Origin of the sequence: Collimonas sp. OK607 (assembly GCF_900111995.1) — a bacterium.
GTDB lineage: Bacteria > Pseudomonadota > Gammaproteobacteria > Burkholderiales > Burkholderiaceae_D > Collimonas.
Genome location: NZ_FOKF01000017.1, coordinates 72,095 through 88,883, shown reverse-complemented (window position 1 = coordinate 88,883; position 16,789 = coordinate 72,095). Strand labels below are relative to the sequence as shown.

Sequence of the window (16,789 nt, the reverse complement as noted above, 5' to 3'; positions counted from 1 at the left end):
GGTCTGAAAAAAAGAAAAATCAGAAGGCGATGCCGAGCGAAATATGGGGCCGGAATTGCTTGGCCTGAACGCCATAAGCAAGGTCGAGATTCACAGTGCCGACCGGGCTCCGATAGCGTACGCCGACGCCGGTGCCGACCTTGGTAGACCTTTCTCCCCAACTATCGGTAGCACTGCCAATATCATAAAACAAGGCGCCGCCCCATTGCTGGGTGAGCCAGTGTTGATATTCAGCGCTGCCGGTCACCATGTACTTGGTTGGGTAGACGGTACCGTTTTGCGAATTGCCGATGCTATCATAACTATAACCGCGCACCGATTCATTGCCGCCTGCACGGAACAGCAAGGAAGCCGGCACCGAGGCGCTGGAACCGGCAGTAAATACGCCACCGAGTTCCGTGCGCAAAATCACCACGTCGCGTTTTGCGACAGGAAAATATTGTTTATAACGGCCGTCGGCCCGGAAAAAAGTCTGATCGGTGAGCAAACCCTTCAAGGCGAAACCGGTTTGTATCGAAAAAATATGGCCGCTGCGCGGGAAAATGGGATTATCGACAGCTCGCCGGACCCAGGCAAAACCGGGAACCAGGGCCTGATGCTCGCCCGGCCGGACCACGGTATTCGGCGGCAATGTTGCACCGTCAATCTGCTGCAAGCGGTCGCGATAATAATCCAGGGTCAAGGCAGTATCGTAATTCTCCAGCGAACGCGCACGCTTGAGTCCGATTTTCATGCTGCGCAAATCGACGCCTTGCAAGGTAGTCCGGTCATACGAACCGTTGACGCCGTTGACGAAACTGCGCGTATCCGGTGGCATCGACAAATCAAGCGAGCCGTATTGCCGGCGCTGTTCAATCTTGGTCTGGGCGTCGAACACCCACGCTTTGCCAAAAACATTGTAATTGGTGTACCGGCCCTGCACCTGTGCCCCGGTATCGGAGGCATAGCCAAGCCCGGTGCGCAGCCTTTGCGTCCGGAATTCGGTTACCTGGACGTTGACCGGCGTCTCCAGCGCATGCGCCGGATCATCGTCAATGCTGACGATCACATTACCGAAGTACGGGGTGTTCTGGATCTGCCGCTGCAGCAACAGTAAACGGTCGACGCTGTATTCTTCTCCCACCATCAGGGGATTGACGTTCTCGATAATGCTGGCCGGAAAACGTTTGGTGCCGGTGATATGCAGCGCTCCCAAAGTGAATCCGGGGCCGCTGTCATATTGCACCGAGAGTTCGGCGTCGTTGTCTTCGGGCGTGATCCGGGCTTCCGAATGGGCTATCCTGGCTGCCGGATAGCGCTTCTTGAGCAGCACCTGCAAGCCATTCTCCTTGGCGGCCGCCCAGTCCGCCTGGCGAAACGGCTGGCCGGCCGGCAAACTCCAGTTCTGCTGTATCTGCAACACCCGCTCGGGCACCTCGGTAGCCGCGCTGCCGATCACATTGATGGTGGCGGCGGACACCATGGTGCGTTGTTGCGGATCGATTTTCAGGTGGATCGTCTTGATCTCGCCAGGCTCTACCGTAACGGTGGTTTTAGGCGAGAAATAACCTTCAGTCGAAGTCAGTTGCGTGACGTGCTCGTCCACCGTGTCAATCAGGAATTTCAATTGATCTTCGCTCAAATCCTGGCGATCCTTGTAACGCGACAGATCCAGATGCTGTTCAAGCAAGGCCTTTAATTCAGCCGGGGCCTCGATCTCGACCCGATACGTGGCGTTGGCGCTAATCGTACTCAGGCAGAGCAAGCCTAAAACCACGCCATAGGCAGATGGTTTCAACCAGCTTGAGGACATGCGGAAGCACTTCAGCATGCGTGGCAACCTGCAGCTGAACACTGCATGTCAGTTTTTATCAGGAAAACCAGTAAGAGCATAAGCAGACGCAATGGCAGAAGCAACGGTAGCGGAGGGGCATTTTAACAAACATTGTTTCTGTATTGCAAAAACGACATTGCCCCTTTAACGTCATTGTATTGGATGCCCCGTTCCTATGGCGCGATGTAACATGATTTAACCTCGATTAATCAGGATACATCGGCCATCAGTTACCCGGCCAGACAGTTACTCGGGGTAAGTCATTTTTGCCGGCTGCACCCATTCGGCGAACTCTTGTTCCGTCACGTAGCCGAGCGCCAGGGCCGCCTGCTTCAGCGTACTGCCGTCATGGTGCGCATGCTTGGCGATTTGCGCCGCACGGTCGTAACCGATATGCGGCGCCAGCGCGGTCACCAGCATCAGCGAGCGCTCCATCAATTCGGCAATCCGGTCGCGATTGGCGCCGATGCCGTCAGCGCAATGCTGCTCGAAACTCGCCATGCCGTCGGCCAGCAGGCGCACGCTTTGCAGGAAATTATGCGCAATCAGAGGCTTAAATACATTCAACTCGAAATTACCGGAAGCACCGCCGAAATTAATCGCCACATCGTTGCCGAACACCTGGCAACACAACATGGTCAACGCCTCGCACTGGGTCGGGTTAACCTTGCCGGGCATGATGGAGCTGCCAGGCTCGTTCTCCGGAATGCTGATTTCGCCCAGGCCGGAACGCGGGCCGGATGCGAGCCAGCGCACATCGTTGGCAATCTTCATCAGGGCTGCGGCCAGTGTTTTCAACGTACCGTGTGCCGCAACCAAGGCATCGTGCGCTGCCAGCGCAGCAAATTTATTGTCGGCAGTGCGGAACGGCAAGCCTTCCGTCTTGGCTAACTGGGCGGCAACCCGGCTGCCGAAATCCTTAGGCGCATTGAGTCCGGTACCTACCGCGGTACCGCCGGCGGCCAGGTCGCACAAAGGCTCCAACGTGGCCTTGATGATTTGTTCCGCATGATCGAGTTGTGCAACGTAACCAGAGAATTCCTGGCCCAATGTCAGCGGCGTCGCGTCTTGCAAATGGGTGCGGCCGATCTTGACGATATCCTCAAAATCCACCGACTTCCTGTGCAAGGTCGCACGCAGTTTTTGCAGCGCCGGCAATAATCCGTTGGCGATGGCGAGCGCAGCGGCGACATGCATTGCCGTCGGAAAAATATCGTTCGATGACTGGCTAAGATTGACCGCATCGTTGGGATGCACCAGACGTGATTCGCCACGCACGCCGCCAAGAATTTCCGAGGCGCGATTGGCCAGCACCTCGTTCATGTTCATGTTGCTCTGGGTGCCGGAACCAGTCTGCCAGACGGATAACGGAAACTCCTCCGGATGCTGCCCCGCCACCACCTCTTGCGCCGCCTGGATGATGGCGGCGGCCTGGGTTTTCGGCAGCTTGCCGAGATCCTGGTTGACTTGCGCGCAAGCTTGCTTGACGGCTGCCAGCGCCACGATCAGTTCGGGCGGCATGCGCTCGCTGGATATATGGAAATGATGCAGGCTACGCTGGGTCTGTGCGCCCCACAGCCGTTCATCCGGGACTTCAATCTTGCCAAAAGTATCGCGTTCGGTTCTGCTGGTAGTCATTTCAGCTCCATAAAAGTGGCGACGCCCTACATCACGGACACATTCAGGCCGTCAACAAAGTCTTATGGTAATACTTTTCCTTCGCGCAGGATTATTTCGATGTCGGCAGCCGATACCGGCTCGCTGAAATAGAAACCTTGCATTTCATCACAGCGATGACGTTGCAGGTAAGACAGCTGCTCTTGCGTCTCAACCCCCTCGGCAATCACTTGCAAACGCAGGTTGTGGGCCAGAGAGATGATCGAGGCGACGATCGCAGCATCGTCCTGGTCGACCGTGATGTCGCGCACAAAGGATTGATCGATCTTCAACGCGTCGATCGGGAAACTCTTCAGATAGGCCAGGCTCGAATAGCCGGTGCCAAAATCATCAATCGATAATTGCACGCCAATCGATTTCAGGTCGTTCAGAATACCCACGGCCAGCTCGACATCCGTCATCACCAGGCTTTCAGTCAATTCGATTTCGAGATAGTGCGGCGCCAGTCCAGTAGCTTCCAGCATCTCGGCTACCTGCTGCACCAGGTTTTGCTGGAAAAACTGGCGCGTCGACAGATTCACCGACATCCGCAAATACCCCAGGCCCATGCGCTGCCATGCCTTGTTCTGTTCGCAAGCGGTGTGCATCACCCAGGCGCCCATCTGCACGATCAGGCCGGTTTCTTCCGCCAGGTCGATGAAACGCGTGGGCGAAATCATGCCCAGTTGCGGATGCTTCCAGCGAATCAGGGCTTCCATGCCGACCATGCGACCGGTACGCAAATCCACTTGCGGTTGATAGTAGAGCAGCAATTCCTTACGTTCCAGCGCATTGCGCAGATCACCCTCGATCTGCAGGCGTTCAAGCGCGCGTTCATTCATCGCCGCCGTGTAGAACTGGTAATTGTTATTCCCCATTTCCTTGGCGCGATACATGGCGATATCGGCATGCTTGAGCAAGCTGTCAGGGTCTGTACCGTCGTTCGGGTAGACTGCCACGCCGATGCTGCAGCTAAGGAAAAAATCATAGCCCTCAATTTGCAGGGGGCGCGCAATCGCATCCATCATCCGTTGAATCAAGCCCACGCTCAGCTCTTCATCAAGACGCTCCGGCAAGATCAAGACAAATTCATCGCTGCCCAGCCGCGCTATGGTGTCGGCTTCGCGGGTGAACGCTTTCAGACGGCTGGCGACCTCCTTCAGCAACTGATCACCGGCATTGTGCCCGAGCGTATCGTTGACGAATTTAAAGCGGTCCAGATCGACGAACAACACCCACACCCTGTGGCCGTATAGCTCGCCATAGACAATCGACTGACTCAGGCGATCGCTCAGCACATTGCGATTGGCGAGGCCGGTCAAGGTGTCGTGGCGGGCCTGATGCTCCAGCTCTGCCTCGTAACTCTTCATTTCCGTGATGTCGTACAAAGACGTGACGAAGTGGCTGACGCGGCCGGAACTATCCTTCACGGGCGCAACGTAAAGCTCGTTCCAGAACAAGGTGCCGTCCTTGCGATAACTGCGGAACACGGTATTCGCAGTGCGCTTTTCGCGCAGGGCGGCGCGAATTTCTTCCAGGCCGATCTGGTCGTGATCGTCGCCATGCAGCATTTCCAGGTTGCGGCCGATCATGTCCCTGGCGGAATAGCCGGTAATCCGCTCGAATGCGGGATTGACATATTCCACCTGGTAATCCGGCAATTTGGCGCTGGAGATGATGATGGCGTTCGCACTCGATTCGATGGCGCGTTCGCGCAGTTGCAAGGCATCTTCGGCGCGCTTGCGCGCGACAATGTCCTCTTTCATCATTTGCGTCGCCAGCTTGACTTGCTGGGTACGGGCGTCTACCAGCCGCTCGATCCGCTTGGAGCGAGTCGACAGGAAATACAGATAGGCGGCTCCCATCCAGCTCAGCACACTACCCAGTATCAATACCAGGAGCGATCCGACATTCTTCTTGGTGAACACGCGCGCGGGCGCCGATGCCTCTATAAACCAGGGTTTGCCGGCAAGTTCAAACGTTTGGGACATGTCTTGCGGAGCGTCATACAACAACCAGGCAGGCAGCCAGTCGCTGGCATTTGACGGCTTGGCCTGGTTGCCCTGGCGATAAACCAGGGTGTCGTCTTCCGGCTTGGCGCTGGCATACACCCTAAGATTGAAATCTTCACGCGCCTGCACGCCGTCGCGGGCCAGGATATTGTTGACGAAAGCATCGGCGCGCAATGCCGCGCTGGTAAAGCCGACCAACGCACGACGGCGATCGTCGACGCTATCCAAGACCGCACCGTGCTGATAAACCGGCATCAGGACCATCATGATCAGCTTGCTGCCGTTCTTGGGCTTTTGCTCAAACAGATCGGTAGAAGCCGGCAAACCGGTATCGCGTGCGCGTTTCGCGGCTTCGCTCTGGACTTTGCTGGTCGCCACATCCATGGCAAACGCACCTTCATTGCCTGCCATCGGTTCAAGAAATTCGACCACCCGATATTCATCGTGTCCGGCTGCCTGTGCCGGCTTGCCGTCGCTTAACTGGCGAATCGAAAAATCAGGATAACGTTTACGTATCTCTGCTTCATAAGCAGGTCGTTGGGCCGCGCTCACCAGGCGCTGAAAGCCTAGCGATTTGATATAAGGAGCGCGGACCAGCATCGGTGCAGTAAAAGTGTGGAATTGTTCTCGAGTGACGCCGTCCACAGTGACAAACAGGCGATTGACGGTTTCCAGTTCATGCACCAGGCCATCCAGGCCATCCACCACGGCTTTAAGATGGCCGCTGGCAAGACGTCGGAACTCGGCATCCATTTTCTCGTATTCGAGGTGACGAACGGAAACAAACAAGCCGAGCGTAATCGCCAGGCCCAATATCAAACTGGACAAGGAAGCAATGGGTATGAAGATTGACGAACCACGACGAAACATTTCTACTCCATTGCGAACAATAGGCGAAATATTACACGGTCTTAATACCCGATAACGTCACGCGAGGATTTCTTTTTAGTGCCACATGACAACTAAAAGCCATAGAGAAAGAATCGTTGCCGTCGCAGATGAGAAATCAGGGCGATTTCGGTGTTTCTACCTCAGGCAACAAGCAACCCTGCAAAATTTGCAGATCGTTGTCTTTCGCGAAATTGACTACAAAATGGTAGGCCAAAGGTTCGATCTGGCGCAGATCTTCATTGACGACTACTGACCGCACGCCATTCAGCAGTACCGGCCGGACGTAGGGCGAATATTGCAGATGGGCGTTGCGGCCGCCCGATCCTTCCGGGCGAAAACAGGCCATGACGCCGCACAAGCGCTCGGCCCAGTCGCTGGGACGAAACTGCCTGCCATCGCTGGTGATACCTTGAATAAAAAATTCGCGGGCGGGAGTGTCAGGGGATTGGATAGGTTCTGCCATGCGTACAGCTCGTTTCTTCTATAACGCTTGCTACAGACATTGCTTTGCCTCGGGTAGAAGCAAGCTACTAGTTTTGCGTAAGTGATTCTTACGTATTATATCTTATAGAAGACTTACGCACCATCTCGCATAGCGTGGACACACCTTTGTGCCCACCCTGCACGTTGATTTACCCGAGCCAGACTGCTGCCGACAACAGCAACAACAAGAACATCCACAGCAGCAGGGCACGCCAAACCAGGCCGACCGTACTTTGCAAGGCGCGCGGGGTGGGAATATCGCCCGGCGGGCTTTCGCTTTCCATGGCGGTCGAATCCACTGTCGATGCATCGGCCGGCAGGATCGAAATCGCGGTTTCCGGTGGTGCGCCCAGCAACACGCCCATGGCGCCGCCGCCGGTAGACAAAATGATGCCGTCCGTCTCATTTTTCCAGCGATCGGCAAAATTACGCCAGGCGTAGATCGCATCTTCGAAATTACCGACCACAGCAAAGGCCGCCGCTGTCATACGCGCCGGAATCCAGTCTATCCAATAAAATGCCTGGGCCGCAAAACGTCCAAAAGCTTCATTGTGCATGTGATCCGGCTCATTCCAGCCGCGCGCCAGATACTCGGCAATGCGGTACATCACGGCACATGCCGGGCCAACCGGCATGAGGAACCAGAAGAACACGCCGAACACATGGCGATGCGTGGTGATAAGCGCCTTTTCCACGGCGATGCGGGAAATTTCACTGACATCCATATCTGTGGTGTCGAGCTTGGTCCATTCGGCCAGCAAGGTTCGCGCCGTGGCGTCGTCGCCGGTATTGAGGGCCAGTTGAATCGAACTGAAATAATGGCTGTAGTGGCGGAAGCCCAGAGTCAGATACACGATCAGGACATTCCAGAGCAGTGCCGCCCAGGCGCCGACATGCACGCATAACCAATAGATCAACGCCGTCGGGACGGTGAGCGCCAGTATCACGCAAAACCAGCCCAGCCGGCCCTGACGCGCCTGACCTGCATTAAACGACGCCTCTATCTTGTTCGCGAAATGCTTGACCCATGCATAGACGGGATTGTCCGCGCGCAGCGGCTTCAGTTGCTCGATCAGCAATGCAAACAGAATAGAGAGAAATGTCATTAACCAGCCCTATAAATCAATCGACGGCGCCAGCAGCAGCGCAGCAAGATCGGCACCAATATCCGCAAAATCGCGGCCCATTAGCGTTGCCATAACATCTAAAATTGCAGTATCCCATACGATAACGCAGCACACGCACAGAATCAAACTTGTACTGAACTTGTTTTCCGTGCCTGCCATGTATTTGGGCGCAGCACAATGAATCTAAGCCCGGTGATTCAAGTCCAGATCTAAGCCCGGAGAAAATGAAACAGATTCCTTAACATCGCAGCAGTTGCCCCCCAAATGAAGAAACGCTCATAGGGCATCGCATAAAAGGTGCGGCGATAACCATCCGGCAGGTCGATGCTGCGCAACTGATGGTTCAGGCCGTCCATCAGGAATGCCAGCGGGACTTCAAAGATTTCAGCTACTTCGTTTGGATCGGCCCGCAAGCTGACAGGCGGATTGACCAGGCACACCACTGGCGTTACGCGATAACCGGTGCCCGTAAAATATTCCGGCAAACTGCCGATCACCTCGACCTGACGACGCGCCAGGCCGATTTCCTCTTCAGCTTCACGCAGCGCGGTTTCAATTGGCGATGCATCGCTCTGCTCCATGCGCCCGCCGGGAAAACTCACTTGCCCTGCATGATCGGTCAGATGGGCGGCGCGCTGGGTAAACAACAGCGTCGGCTGCTGCTCGTGCATGACGATGGGGATCAACACCGATGCCGGCGTTACCGGCTTGCCCTGCTGCTGCGCCATGCGTTGCACGGTATGGCTATCGAGGTGCTCCGGATGCCATTCCGGCCGCTGTGCAAAACGCTGACGCAGCCACGCGGCATTCATCCTTTCGGGCGCCAACGCAGATTCGCCGGCAACCGCATCAACCGGCAACATCAGGGGATCGAAAGTCAATTTAACCAAGAAAATTCCTCTAGCAATCTTTTTAATACTTTACCGCGATGACAGCGAAGGAGCTATCGCGGTCACAGATAATAACAATTAACGCTATTTTACTTTGCGGCAACTATATAGTGGGGATCATGCGATAACTTGCAGCAAACATAAATCTCAAATGCAAAAAGGGGCACCTGACGGCGCCCCTTTTTTTATGCAATACCTATGCCTGCATAACAACCACTTACTTCACAACTTACTCTGCTGCTGGTGCAGCTTTTGCAGTGTTGCGACGTTGTGGCAGTTTTTCCTTGATACGTGCCGATTTACCGGAACGCTCACGCAGGTAGTACAGCTTGGCGCGACGGACATCGCCGCGACGCTTGACTTCGATCGACGCGATCAGTGGCGAGTACAGTTGGAATGTACGCTCAACGCCTTCGCCGGAAGAAATCTTACGAACGATGAAGTTGGAGTTCAGACCACGGTTACGACGCGAAATCACAACACCTTCGTAAGCCTGAGCACGCTTGCGCGTACCTTCAACTACGTTAACGCTGACGATGACAGTATCGCCTGGTGCGAATTCAGGGATATTTTTGGCAAGGCGAGCAATTTCTTCTTGCTCAAGTTGTTGGATCAAGTCCATTTTTAGCTCCATATACCATCTTGCTGACGCCAATTGTGCAAAGCACTGCTCAGTAGAGGATGGGGTTAATACACAGGTGGCCGGCTGGCCTCCCCTTGGTACTGCTTTACTGCTTACTACCAACTACAACCCGGCGATCAAGCACTTTCGTACTTAACCTGAATTCCGTAAAAACTTTTCATCGGCTGCACTCAGCAAACCGGCAGCGCGTATCTTCTGAATCAGATCCGGCCGTTTCTTTGCCGTGGCAGACAGCATTTGCTGGCGCCGCCACTTTTCGATTTCAGCGTGATGCCCGCCCATCAAGACCGGCGGCACTGCTACGCCTTGATACTGTTCCGGCCGGGTGTAATGCGGACAATCCAGCAAGCCATTGACAAAACTGTCTTCGACTGCCGATGCGCCGTCATTCAATACCCCGGGCAACTGCCGGATCACCGCATCCATCAAAGCCATCGCCGGTAATTCGCCGCCGGACAAAACGAAATCGCCAAGGCTGATCTCCTCATCCACGCAACGATCCAGCAAACGCTGGTCAACCGCTTCATAACGGCCACAGAGCAATACCAAACCAGGTTCGGTACGCAATTCCATGACGCGCTGATGCGTCAGTGGCCGGCCTTGCGGTGACAGATAGATTACTCTCGGTGCAGGCAGGTTTTGCTGCAGCTGACGCGCCTTGGCTGCGTCAATCGCAGCTTCCAGCGGCTTCGCCATCATCACCATGCCGGGGCCGCCGCCATAAGGCCGGTCATCCACGGTACGATGATTGTCGGTCGTGAAATCACGCGGATTCCACAAAGCCAGCTCACATCTTTTTTGTTCAAACGCACGTCGGGTAACACCCGATTGCGTCAATGCAACAAACATTTCGGGAAACAGTGTGACGACATCAAATTGCATACCGCGCACCTTTTTGTTTCGCTTGCGATCTTGTTTGCTGCTTTAGTTGCCTGGAACCGACGCTCAATGCAAGCCTGGAATTAATAATCCAGTCCCCAGTCAACCGTGATTTTCTTTGCTGCCTGATCCACAGTCTTGACGAACTGCTCAACAAACGGGATCAATAATTCGGGGGCGGTTTTGTCCTGATCTGCGACTGCCGGCACCGTAATCCGAAGAATCGGATGCGCGCCGTTGTCCATCAAATCAGCGACCACGCCCAGATGCTCGCCTTGCAGATTCTCAACCACCAGGCCGATCAGATCGACCCAATAGAATTCATCGTCCGAAAGCGCCGGGAAGTGGCTGCGTGGAATATGCACCACACTGCCCTTCATGGCTTCGGCTGCGTCACGCCCTGCCACACCCATCAGGCGCGCCACAATGTCACCACTGTGGTTTTTCGCCTGCATCATTTCAACATCGTGCAATTCCGGCGAGTTCTGCCGGTTCAGCCACCATGTCTTGGCGTGCAACAGTGCATCGGCATCCGCCGAATACGGTTTGATCCGCACCCAGCCATTAATACCGTAGGCGCCAGTAATGTAACCGACCACCACCAAATCTGAAGGTATTGCAGTTCCAGCTGGTGCTGTGGCCGACAAGTTTACTGACGCGTTCAACGGTTTCAACTACTTAATTAAGCAGTTTTCTTGGCAGCGTCAGCAACCAGGCGAGCAACGGTCGGCGACATCTGTGCGCCAACACCTTGCCAATGCGTCAGGCGGTCCTGAGCAATGCGGAAAGTCTCTTCTGCACCGGATGCTACCGGATTGTAAAAGCCGATACGCTCGATGAAGCGACCGTCACGGCGATTGCGCGAATCAGTAGCTACGATGTTGTAAAAAGGACGCTTCTTTGCGCCACCACGGGATAAACGAATAACGACCATAATGTTTCCAAAAAGTGTTCGAACACGGAAAAAGCCGCAAATTATAACGCAAAGTGAGCCGATCCCGCAACCAAAGCAGGCCATGGGTGTGGTTTCACTACGTCAAACAGGTATTTGCAGGGCTCCAAAACGCTATACGGCGCTATGCCGTAAGCGGGCCTGACTATCAAAGTGACATTCTATTGAAGCAGGCTGTACACTACGCCCTCAATCTGCTTTCCGACACGCATGGTGCGCCTCGGAAACATCAGTGGCGATAGCCAAGCCCGTATATTAGCAATATTCCCGGCTGATGCAAGGATTGCCTGCTTATTACCCGTTTATTACCCGCTCATTGCCTGCTTATTGGCTGATTTATTACATATTCCAGACATTTCATCCCCCCCATCCTGCCAATGACCCAATCCCACAAGAACAAGACACTCGCCACCTTCTTGGCTACCGTATTTGGCAGCCTAGGCCTGCACCGTTTCTACCTGAAGGGATTTCAAGACATCTGGGGCTGGCTGCATCTTGCCACCCTGCCAATTTCCATGCTCCTTTACTTGTTTTTTAGACAAAATCAGCAAGTGGCGTTCCTGTTTGGACCGCTGATCATCTCAGGCCTGATTGCCGTGATCGAATCGCTGGTCATAGGATTGACCCCGGATGAAAAATGGGACGCCAAATATAACGCCAGCTCCGGCCGTCAATCCGACTCCAGCTGGTTTGTCGTCTTGCTGGTGGTCTTGACCCTGGGAGTCGGCGCAATTGCGTTGATCGGCTCAATTGCCCGCACTTTCGACCTTTTGTTCACTGGCGGCGCCTACGGTTGAGCTTTGAAACCAGATGCGCAGCGACACAATAAAAAAAAGCAGCCGTGGCTGCTTTTTTTACGTCTGCAAAAAATCAGAACTGATCTTCCGTCAACGCCATCACACCGCTACCGCCTTCGACAATCGAGATGCGATATGCATCAGCCTGAGACAGAATATGGTCGGCAAAGAAGCGCGCCGTACCGATCTTGGCCTGATAGAAATTGCTATCGCCCGCAGCCGACTGCAGTTTTTGCGTTGCAATCAGCGCAGCGCGGCCAAGCTGCCAGCCGCCCAACACGATGCCGGCCAGCTTCAGGTAAGGCACGCTACCGGCAAACACGCCTTTGATATCGCTCTTGAGATTATCAACCACGTAGCTGACCACCTGCTCCAATGCATCAGCGCCGCTGGCCAGTTGCTTGCTGATGGCGACCAGGTCGGCCGCTCCACTGCCCGCCAGCTCGGCCTGGGTAGCACGCACCTGGGCAATGATGCCCTTGGCGACAGCGCCGCCATCGCGCACCGTCTTGCGGCCGATCAGGTCGTTAGCCTGGATTGCGGTGGTGCCTTCATAAATCGTCAAGATCCGCGCATCGCGATAGAACTGCGCTGCACCGGTTTCTTCGATAAAGCCCATACCGCCATGAATCTGCACGCCGGTCGACGCCACGTCGATCGACATCTCGGTCGACCAGCCTTTGACGATCGGCACCATGTATTCATAGAATGCCTGGTTCGCTTTACGCGTTGCTGCGTCGGCATGATGCAGGGCCGCATCGTGCGCAGCCGCGGTGACATAAGCCAACGCACGCGCCCCCTCGGTCTGCGAACGCATGCTCATCAACATCCGCCGTACATCCGGCTGATGAATAATCGTTACAGCACCGGCTGAACCTGCCAGGTCACGCGATTGCACGCGGTCTTTGGCGTAAGCCACTGCTTTTTGATAAGCGCGCTCGGCAACGCTGATGCCCTGCAGGCCAACCCCAAAACGCGCCGCATTCATCATGATGAACATGTATTCGAGGCCGCGATTTTCCTCGCCCACCAAGGTTCCGACAGCGCCGCCGTGGTCGCCGAATTGCAGCACCGCAGTCGGACTGGCTTTGATGCCGAGCTTGTGTTCCAGCGAGACGCAATGCACATCATTGCGTGCGCCGGGCGTACCATCCGCATTGACCATGAATTTCGGCACGATAAACAGCGAAATGCCCTTCACGCCTTCCGGCGCATTCGGCGTGCGCGCCAACACCAGATGGACGATATTTTCAGCCATATCGTGCTCACCGTAGGTGATGAAAATCTTGGTGCCGGAAATCTTGTAAGTACCGTCGCCCTGCGGCACGGCACGGGTACGCACCAGCGCCAGGTCGGAACCGGCTTGCGGCTCGGTCAGATTCATGGTGCCGGTCCATTTGCCGGATACCAGGTTTTCCAGGTAAATCCGCTTTTGCTCGTCGCTGCCGGCAGTCAGCAGGGCTTCGATAGCGCCGTCGCTCAATAGCGGGCACAAAGCAAAAGACAGATTGGCTGCATTCAGCATCTCTATGCACGGTGTCGCCACCAGCTTGGGCAAACCCTGGCCGCCAAATTCAACCGGATGCTGCACGCCTTGCCAGCCGGCTTCCGCAAAGGCCTTGAATGCCTCTTTAAAACCCTTGCTGGTAGTGACTTCGCCGTCATGCCAATAGCTGGGCTCCAGATCTCCGCTGCGGTTTAATGGCGCGACCACTTCACTGCAGAATTTAGCATTCTCTTGCAACACTGCTTCCACGGTTTCCGGCGTCGCATCTTCGCAACCAGGCAGTGTGCTGACCTGCTCAAGGCCAGCCAGCTCATTCAACACGAACAGCATGTCTTTCAACGGGGCGACATAACTCATGTGTTACTCCAAAAAATCGGGCGGCACCGCTGAGCCTGACTCTGCCAGCACCCGCAATACCACCCGTATACTTTTTACTTTCTATTTTTAACAAAACGCTGAAAGTCCTTGCTTCAAAAGCCCGACCTATCTTACGTCCTGCAAAACACCCGTCGGCTTAACCCAGCTCGGCCACCAGTTGCGGCACGATCTCGAACAAGTCGCCAACGATGCCGTAATCGGCGACCGAGAAAATCGGCGCTTCTTCATCCTTGTTGATGGCGACGATGACCTTGGAATCTTTCATCCCGGCCAGATGCTGGATCGCGCCGGAAATACCGACGGCGATATACAGTTGCGGTGCAACGATCTTGCTGGTTTGCCCGACTTGCCAGTCGTTGGGCACGAAGCCCGCATCGACTGCGGCGCGCGAGGCGCCCATTGCGGCGCCCAGCTTGTCCGCCAGCGGTTCCAGGATCTTGAAGTTTTCAGCGGAGCCCAAACCACGGCCGCCGGATACGATGATCTTGGCTGCTGTCAGTTCAGGACGATCCGATTTGGCCAGCTCACGCGAGACGAATGCGGACTTGCCGAAATCGGCTGCGGCCGCGATATTTTCCACGGCAGCTGAACCGCCGCCGGCAGCAGCGTCAAAACCGGTAGTGCGAACGGTGATTACCTTGGTGGCGTCGCTCGATTGCACGGTGGCGATGGCGTTACCGGCATAGATAGGACGCTCGAATGTATCCGGGCTGTCGACCTTGGTAATTTCGGAAATCTGGCCGACGTCCAGTTTGGCGGCAACGCGTGGCAAGATGTTTTTGCCGTAAGCGGTTGCCGGCGCCAGGATGTGGCTGTAGGCGGAAGCCAGCGCCAGTACTTGCTCGGCGACGTTTTCTGCCAGGCCATCGGCAAAGTAAGCTGCATCGGCGACCAGTACTTTGGTCACGCCGGCGGCTTGCGCTGCGGCCTGGGCGGCTGCGCCGCAGTTGCTGCCGGCGACCAGTACGTGGACTTCGCCGCCGCATTGGCTGGCGGCGGTAATGGTGTTGAGGGTGCTGCCTTTTAACGAGGCGTTATCGTGTTCAGCAATGACGAGGGCTGTCATGTCGGCTCCAGTGTTATGTACGCTCGCCTGCATCATTATCGTGATGCGGCGCTGCGCTTGGTTCTTGAATAGGTTGTGTAGTGCGGTAAGCTAAATCGGTTTTTAAGCCGATTCTGCTTACAAGACCTTGGCTTCGTTCTTCAGCTTGGCGACCAGGGTAGCGACGTCAGGCACCTTGATGCCGGCGCTGCGCTTGGCTGGTTCCACCACTTTCAGCGTCTTCAGGCGCGGTTCGACATCCACACCCAGATCGGCCGGCTTGAACACATCCAGGGTCTTCTTCTTGGCCTTCATGATGTTCGGCAGCGTCACGTAGCGCGGCTCGTTCAGGCGCAAATCGGTGGTGATGATGGCTGGCAGAGTAAGGGCGAGGGTTTCCAGGCCGCCGTCGACTTCACGCGTGACAGTAACCTTGCCGTCTTCCAGCACGACCTTGGACGCAAAAGTCGCTTGCGGCCAGCCCAACAGCGCGGCAAGCATCTGGCCGGTCTGGTTGCAGTCGTCGTCGATCGCCTGCTTGCCGAGGATGATCAGCTGCGGTTGCTCTTTGTCAGCCACCGCTTTCAACAACTTGGCCACTGCCAGCGGTTGCAGATCGGTGTCGCCGGTATCAACCAGCACGCCGCGGTCGGCGCCAATCGCCATTGCTGTGCGCAGGGTTTCCTGGCATTGCGTAACACCGCAGGAAATCGCGATCACTTCCGTTACCTTGCCGCCCTCTTTCAGGCGCGTGGCTTCTTCCACCGCGATTTCATCAAACGGATTCATTGACATCTTGACGTTCGCAATATCTACACCGCTGCCGTCCGATTTAACCCGCACCTTGACGTTGTAGTCGACGACACGCTTGACTGGTACTAATACTTTCATCGGTATGCCTTTTTATTGAAATAAAAAAATCTGTGTTGATGCGGGTTGACGTCAATTGACGTTAACGTAAATCTTGATTAGGAATTATAAGAGAGAATTCGGTCAGATGCTGAAATTTAGCACGATCGTTCTATTAAATATTAGAGCAAATGGACTAATCGCACCAGTTATTTTGCAAAACAAAAAACTTTTAATGCGATTTATGCAATGGAAATACGCTACGCCGACCTGAAACGGAAGACAGAAAGGGATAAAACCGAGGTATTGCGCGACCAGCAGGACGCTGGTTGCGGCACGAATTGACGATAAAAACGGTGATGGGTAAAAATCTGCTGCGGAGACCACGATAAAAGGCTGACTATAGCCAACGCCCATTTACTTTCTTACTTACGCTTCATGAAGAAAATAAATTCCCTGTTTTCTTCGCTCTGCTCCAGCAAATCATTACCTGTCTGCTTCGCGAACGCCTGAAAATCGCGCACCGAACCAGAATCAGTAGCCATCACACGTAGCACTTCGCCGCTCAGCATGTCCGCCAACGCCTTCTTGGTTTTCAAAATCGGCAGTGGGCAATGCAAACCGCGTGCGTCGAGTTCTTTATTAAATTCCATAACCACTTCGTAATATAAAGATTTTTAACATTTGATGCTATTTATCGATTCTACTCCAAACGCAGACGCCTTTGACGCGTCGCAGCAAACCATCCATCATTTTTACAACAACAGTGCCATAAATAAATATGTCTTTAATGCAATTAATATTGCAATTCGCGTGCTAACATTCATTCATAAAGTAACAACATGTAACAGACGAAATCGCCGGGGA

General features: G+C 54.8%; 16 protein-coding genes. 1 reads left to right on the top strand and 15 read right to left on the bottom strand.

The features are described 5' to 3' along the window. Positions 1–19: 19 nt before the first annotated feature. From BM029_RS13420 to rpsP, 11 genes are all read right to left on the bottom strand, one after another. Positions 20–1,792 (bottom strand): autotransporter assembly complex protein TamA, encoded by a 1,773-nt coding sequence (locus tag BM029_RS13420; RefSeq protein ID WP_244545038.1) that lies wholly within the window; start codon positions 1,790–1,792, stop codon positions 20–22. 267 nt (positions 1,793–2,059) lie between these two features. Further along, positions 2,060–3,451: a class II fumarate hydratase gene (gene fumC, locus BM029_RS13415; RefSeq protein ID WP_092436774.1), complete on the bottom strand. Its 1,392-nt coding sequence runs from the start codon at positions 3,449–3,451 to the stop codon at positions 2,060–2,062. A 62-nt stretch (positions 3,452–3,513) separates the two neighbouring features. Beyond that, a complete protein-coding gene (locus tag BM029_RS13410; RefSeq protein WP_092436773.1) occupies positions 3,514–6,351 on the bottom strand; it encodes a bifunctional diguanylate cyclase/phosphodiesterase in 2,838 nt (945 codons plus the stop codon). A 136-nt stretch (positions 6,352–6,487) separates the two neighbouring features. Next, complete coding sequence (locus BM029_RS13405; protein ID WP_092436771.1) at positions 6,488–6,835, bottom strand: DUF3579 domain-containing protein; 348 nt, start codon at positions 6,833–6,835, stop codon at positions 6,488–6,490. Between the two features lie 169 nt (positions 6,836–7,004). Then, positions 7,005–7,961, bottom strand: a complete 957-nt coding sequence (locus BM029_RS13400; RefSeq protein ID WP_092436769.1) for a CobD/CbiB family protein — start codon at positions 7,959–7,961, stop codon at positions 7,005–7,007. Between the two features lie 9 nt (positions 7,962–7,970). Further along, a complete protein-coding gene (locus tag BM029_RS25910) occupies positions 7,971–8,141 on the bottom strand; it encodes a hypothetical protein (RefSeq protein WP_170851074.1) in 171 nt (56 codons plus the stop codon). A 50-nt stretch (positions 8,142–8,191) separates the two neighbouring features. Continuing rightward, positions 8,192–8,872, bottom strand: a complete 681-nt coding sequence (locus BM029_RS13395; protein ID WP_170851073.1) for a CoA pyrophosphatase — start codon at positions 8,870–8,872, stop codon at positions 8,192–8,194. A gap of 229 nt (positions 8,873–9,101) precedes the next feature. Then, positions 9,102–9,494, bottom strand: a complete 393-nt coding sequence (gene rplS / locus BM029_RS13390) for a 50S ribosomal protein L19 (RefSeq protein ID WP_061942602.1) — start codon at positions 9,492–9,494, stop codon at positions 9,102–9,104. Positions 9,495–9,647: 153 nt separating this feature from the next. Beyond that, positions 9,648–10,397, bottom strand: coding sequence for a tRNA (guanosine(37)-N1)-methyltransferase TrmD (trmD, locus tag BM029_RS13385; protein WP_092436767.1), 750 nt, complete (start codon positions 10,395–10,397; stop codon positions 9,648–9,650). Between the two features lie 80 nt (positions 10,398–10,477). Beyond that, positions 10,478–10,999 (bottom strand): ribosome maturation factor RimM, encoded by a 522-nt coding sequence (gene rimM, locus BM029_RS13380; protein ID WP_371329118.1) that lies wholly within the window; start codon positions 10,997–10,999, stop codon positions 10,478–10,480. Positions 11,000–11,076: 77 nt separating this feature from the next. Next, the gene (gene rpsP, locus BM029_RS13375) at positions 11,077–11,328 is read right to left on the bottom strand and encodes a 30S ribosomal protein S16 (protein WP_092354334.1); all 252 of its coding nucleotides are present in this window, start codon (positions 11,326–11,328) and stop codon (positions 11,077–11,079) included. A gap of 395 nt (positions 11,329–11,723) precedes the next feature. Between rpsP and BM029_RS13370 the strand changes: the two genes are divergently transcribed. Then, a complete protein-coding gene (locus tag BM029_RS13370) occupies positions 11,724–12,143 on the top strand; it encodes an NINE protein (protein ID WP_092436765.1) in 420 nt (139 codons plus the stop codon). Positions 12,144–12,216: 73 nt separating this feature from the next. Here BM029_RS13370 and BM029_RS13365 read toward each other — a convergent pair whose 3' ends face one another. The 4 genes from BM029_RS13365 to BM029_RS13350 all read right to left on the bottom strand — a co-directional run bounded on the left by BM029_RS13365 (position 12,217) and on the right by BM029_RS13350 (position 16,575). After that, positions 12,217–14,007 carry an acyl-CoA dehydrogenase gene (locus BM029_RS13365; protein ID WP_092436763.1) on the bottom strand — a complete coding sequence of 597 codons (1,791 nt, stop codon included), beginning with the start codon at positions 14,005–14,007 and terminating at the stop codon, positions 12,217–12,219. Positions 14,008–14,164: 157 nt separating this feature from the next. Further along, the gene (locus BM029_RS13360) at positions 14,165–15,094 is read right to left on the bottom strand and encodes an electron transfer flavoprotein subunit alpha/FixB family protein (protein ID WP_092436762.1); all 930 of its coding nucleotides are present in this window, start codon (positions 15,092–15,094) and stop codon (positions 14,165–14,167) included. Between the two features lie 117 nt (positions 15,095–15,211). After that, on the bottom strand, positions 15,212–15,964 hold the full coding sequence (locus tag BM029_RS13355; RefSeq protein WP_092436760.1) for an electron transfer flavoprotein subunit beta/FixA family protein: 753 nt from the start codon (positions 15,962–15,964) through the stop codon (positions 15,212–15,214). A 383-nt stretch (positions 15,965–16,347) separates the two neighbouring features. Beyond that, the gene (locus tag BM029_RS13350) at positions 16,348–16,575 is read right to left on the bottom strand and encodes a sulfurtransferase TusA family protein (protein ID WP_170851072.1); all 228 of its coding nucleotides are present in this window, start codon (positions 16,573–16,575) and stop codon (positions 16,348–16,350) included. Between the last annotated feature and the right edge of the window lie 214 nt (positions 16,576–16,789).

What these genes read in the sequence shown, in the direction of transcription:
- BM029_RS13420 (WP_244545038.1), bottom strand. Translation starts at nt 1,792, where the DNA reads ATGTCCTCAAGCTGGTTGAAACCATCTGCCTATGGCGTGGTTTTAGGC.
- fumC (WP_092436774.1), bottom strand. Translation starts at nt 3,451, where the DNA reads ATGACTACCAGCAGAACCGAACGCGATACTTTTGGCAAGATTGAAGTC.
- BM029_RS13410 (WP_092436773.1), bottom strand. Translation starts at nt 6,351, where the DNA reads ATGTTTCGTCGTGGTTCGTCAATCTTCATACCCATTGCTTCCTTGTCC.
- BM029_RS13405 (WP_092436771.1), bottom strand. Translation starts at nt 6,835, where the DNA reads ATGGCAGAACCTATCCAATCCCCTGACACTCCCGCCCGCGAATTTTTT.
- BM029_RS13400 (WP_092436769.1), bottom strand. Translation starts at nt 7,961, where the DNA reads ATGACATTTCTCTCTATTCTGTTTGCATTGCTGATCGAGCAACTGAAG.
- BM029_RS25910 (WP_170851074.1), bottom strand. Translation starts at nt 8,141, where the DNA reads ATGGCAGGCACGGAAAACAAGTTCAGTACAAGTTTGATTCTGTGCGTG.
- rplS (WP_061942602.1), bottom strand. Translation starts at nt 9,494, where the DNA reads ATGGACTTGATCCAACAACTTGAGCAAGAAGAAATTGCTCGCCTTGCC.
- trmD (WP_092436767.1), bottom strand. Translation starts at nt 10,397, where the DNA reads ATGCAATTTGATGTCGTCACACTGTTTCCCGAAATGTTTGTTGCATTG.
- rpsP (WP_092354334.1), bottom strand. Translation starts at nt 11,328, where the DNA reads ATGGTCGTTATTCGTTTATCCCGTGGTGGCGCAAAGAAGCGTCCTTTT.
- BM029_RS13370 (WP_092436765.1), top strand. Translation starts at nt 11,724, where the DNA reads ATGACCCAATCCCACAAGAACAAGACACTCGCCACCTTCTTGGCTACC.
- BM029_RS13365 (WP_092436763.1), bottom strand. Translation starts at nt 14,007, where the DNA reads ATGAGTTATGTCGCCCCGTTGAAAGACATGCTGTTCGTGTTGAATGAG.
- BM029_RS13360 (WP_092436762.1), bottom strand. Translation starts at nt 15,094, where the DNA reads ATGACAGCCCTCGTCATTGCTGAACACGATAACGCCTCGTTAAAAGGC.
- BM029_RS13355 (WP_092436760.1), bottom strand. Translation starts at nt 15,964, where the DNA reads ATGAAAGTATTAGTACCAGTCAAGCGTGTCGTCGACTACAACGTCAAG.
- BM029_RS13350 (WP_170851072.1), bottom strand. Translation starts at nt 16,575, where the DNA reads ATGGAATTTAATAAAGAACTCGACGCACGCGGTTTGCATTGCCCACTG.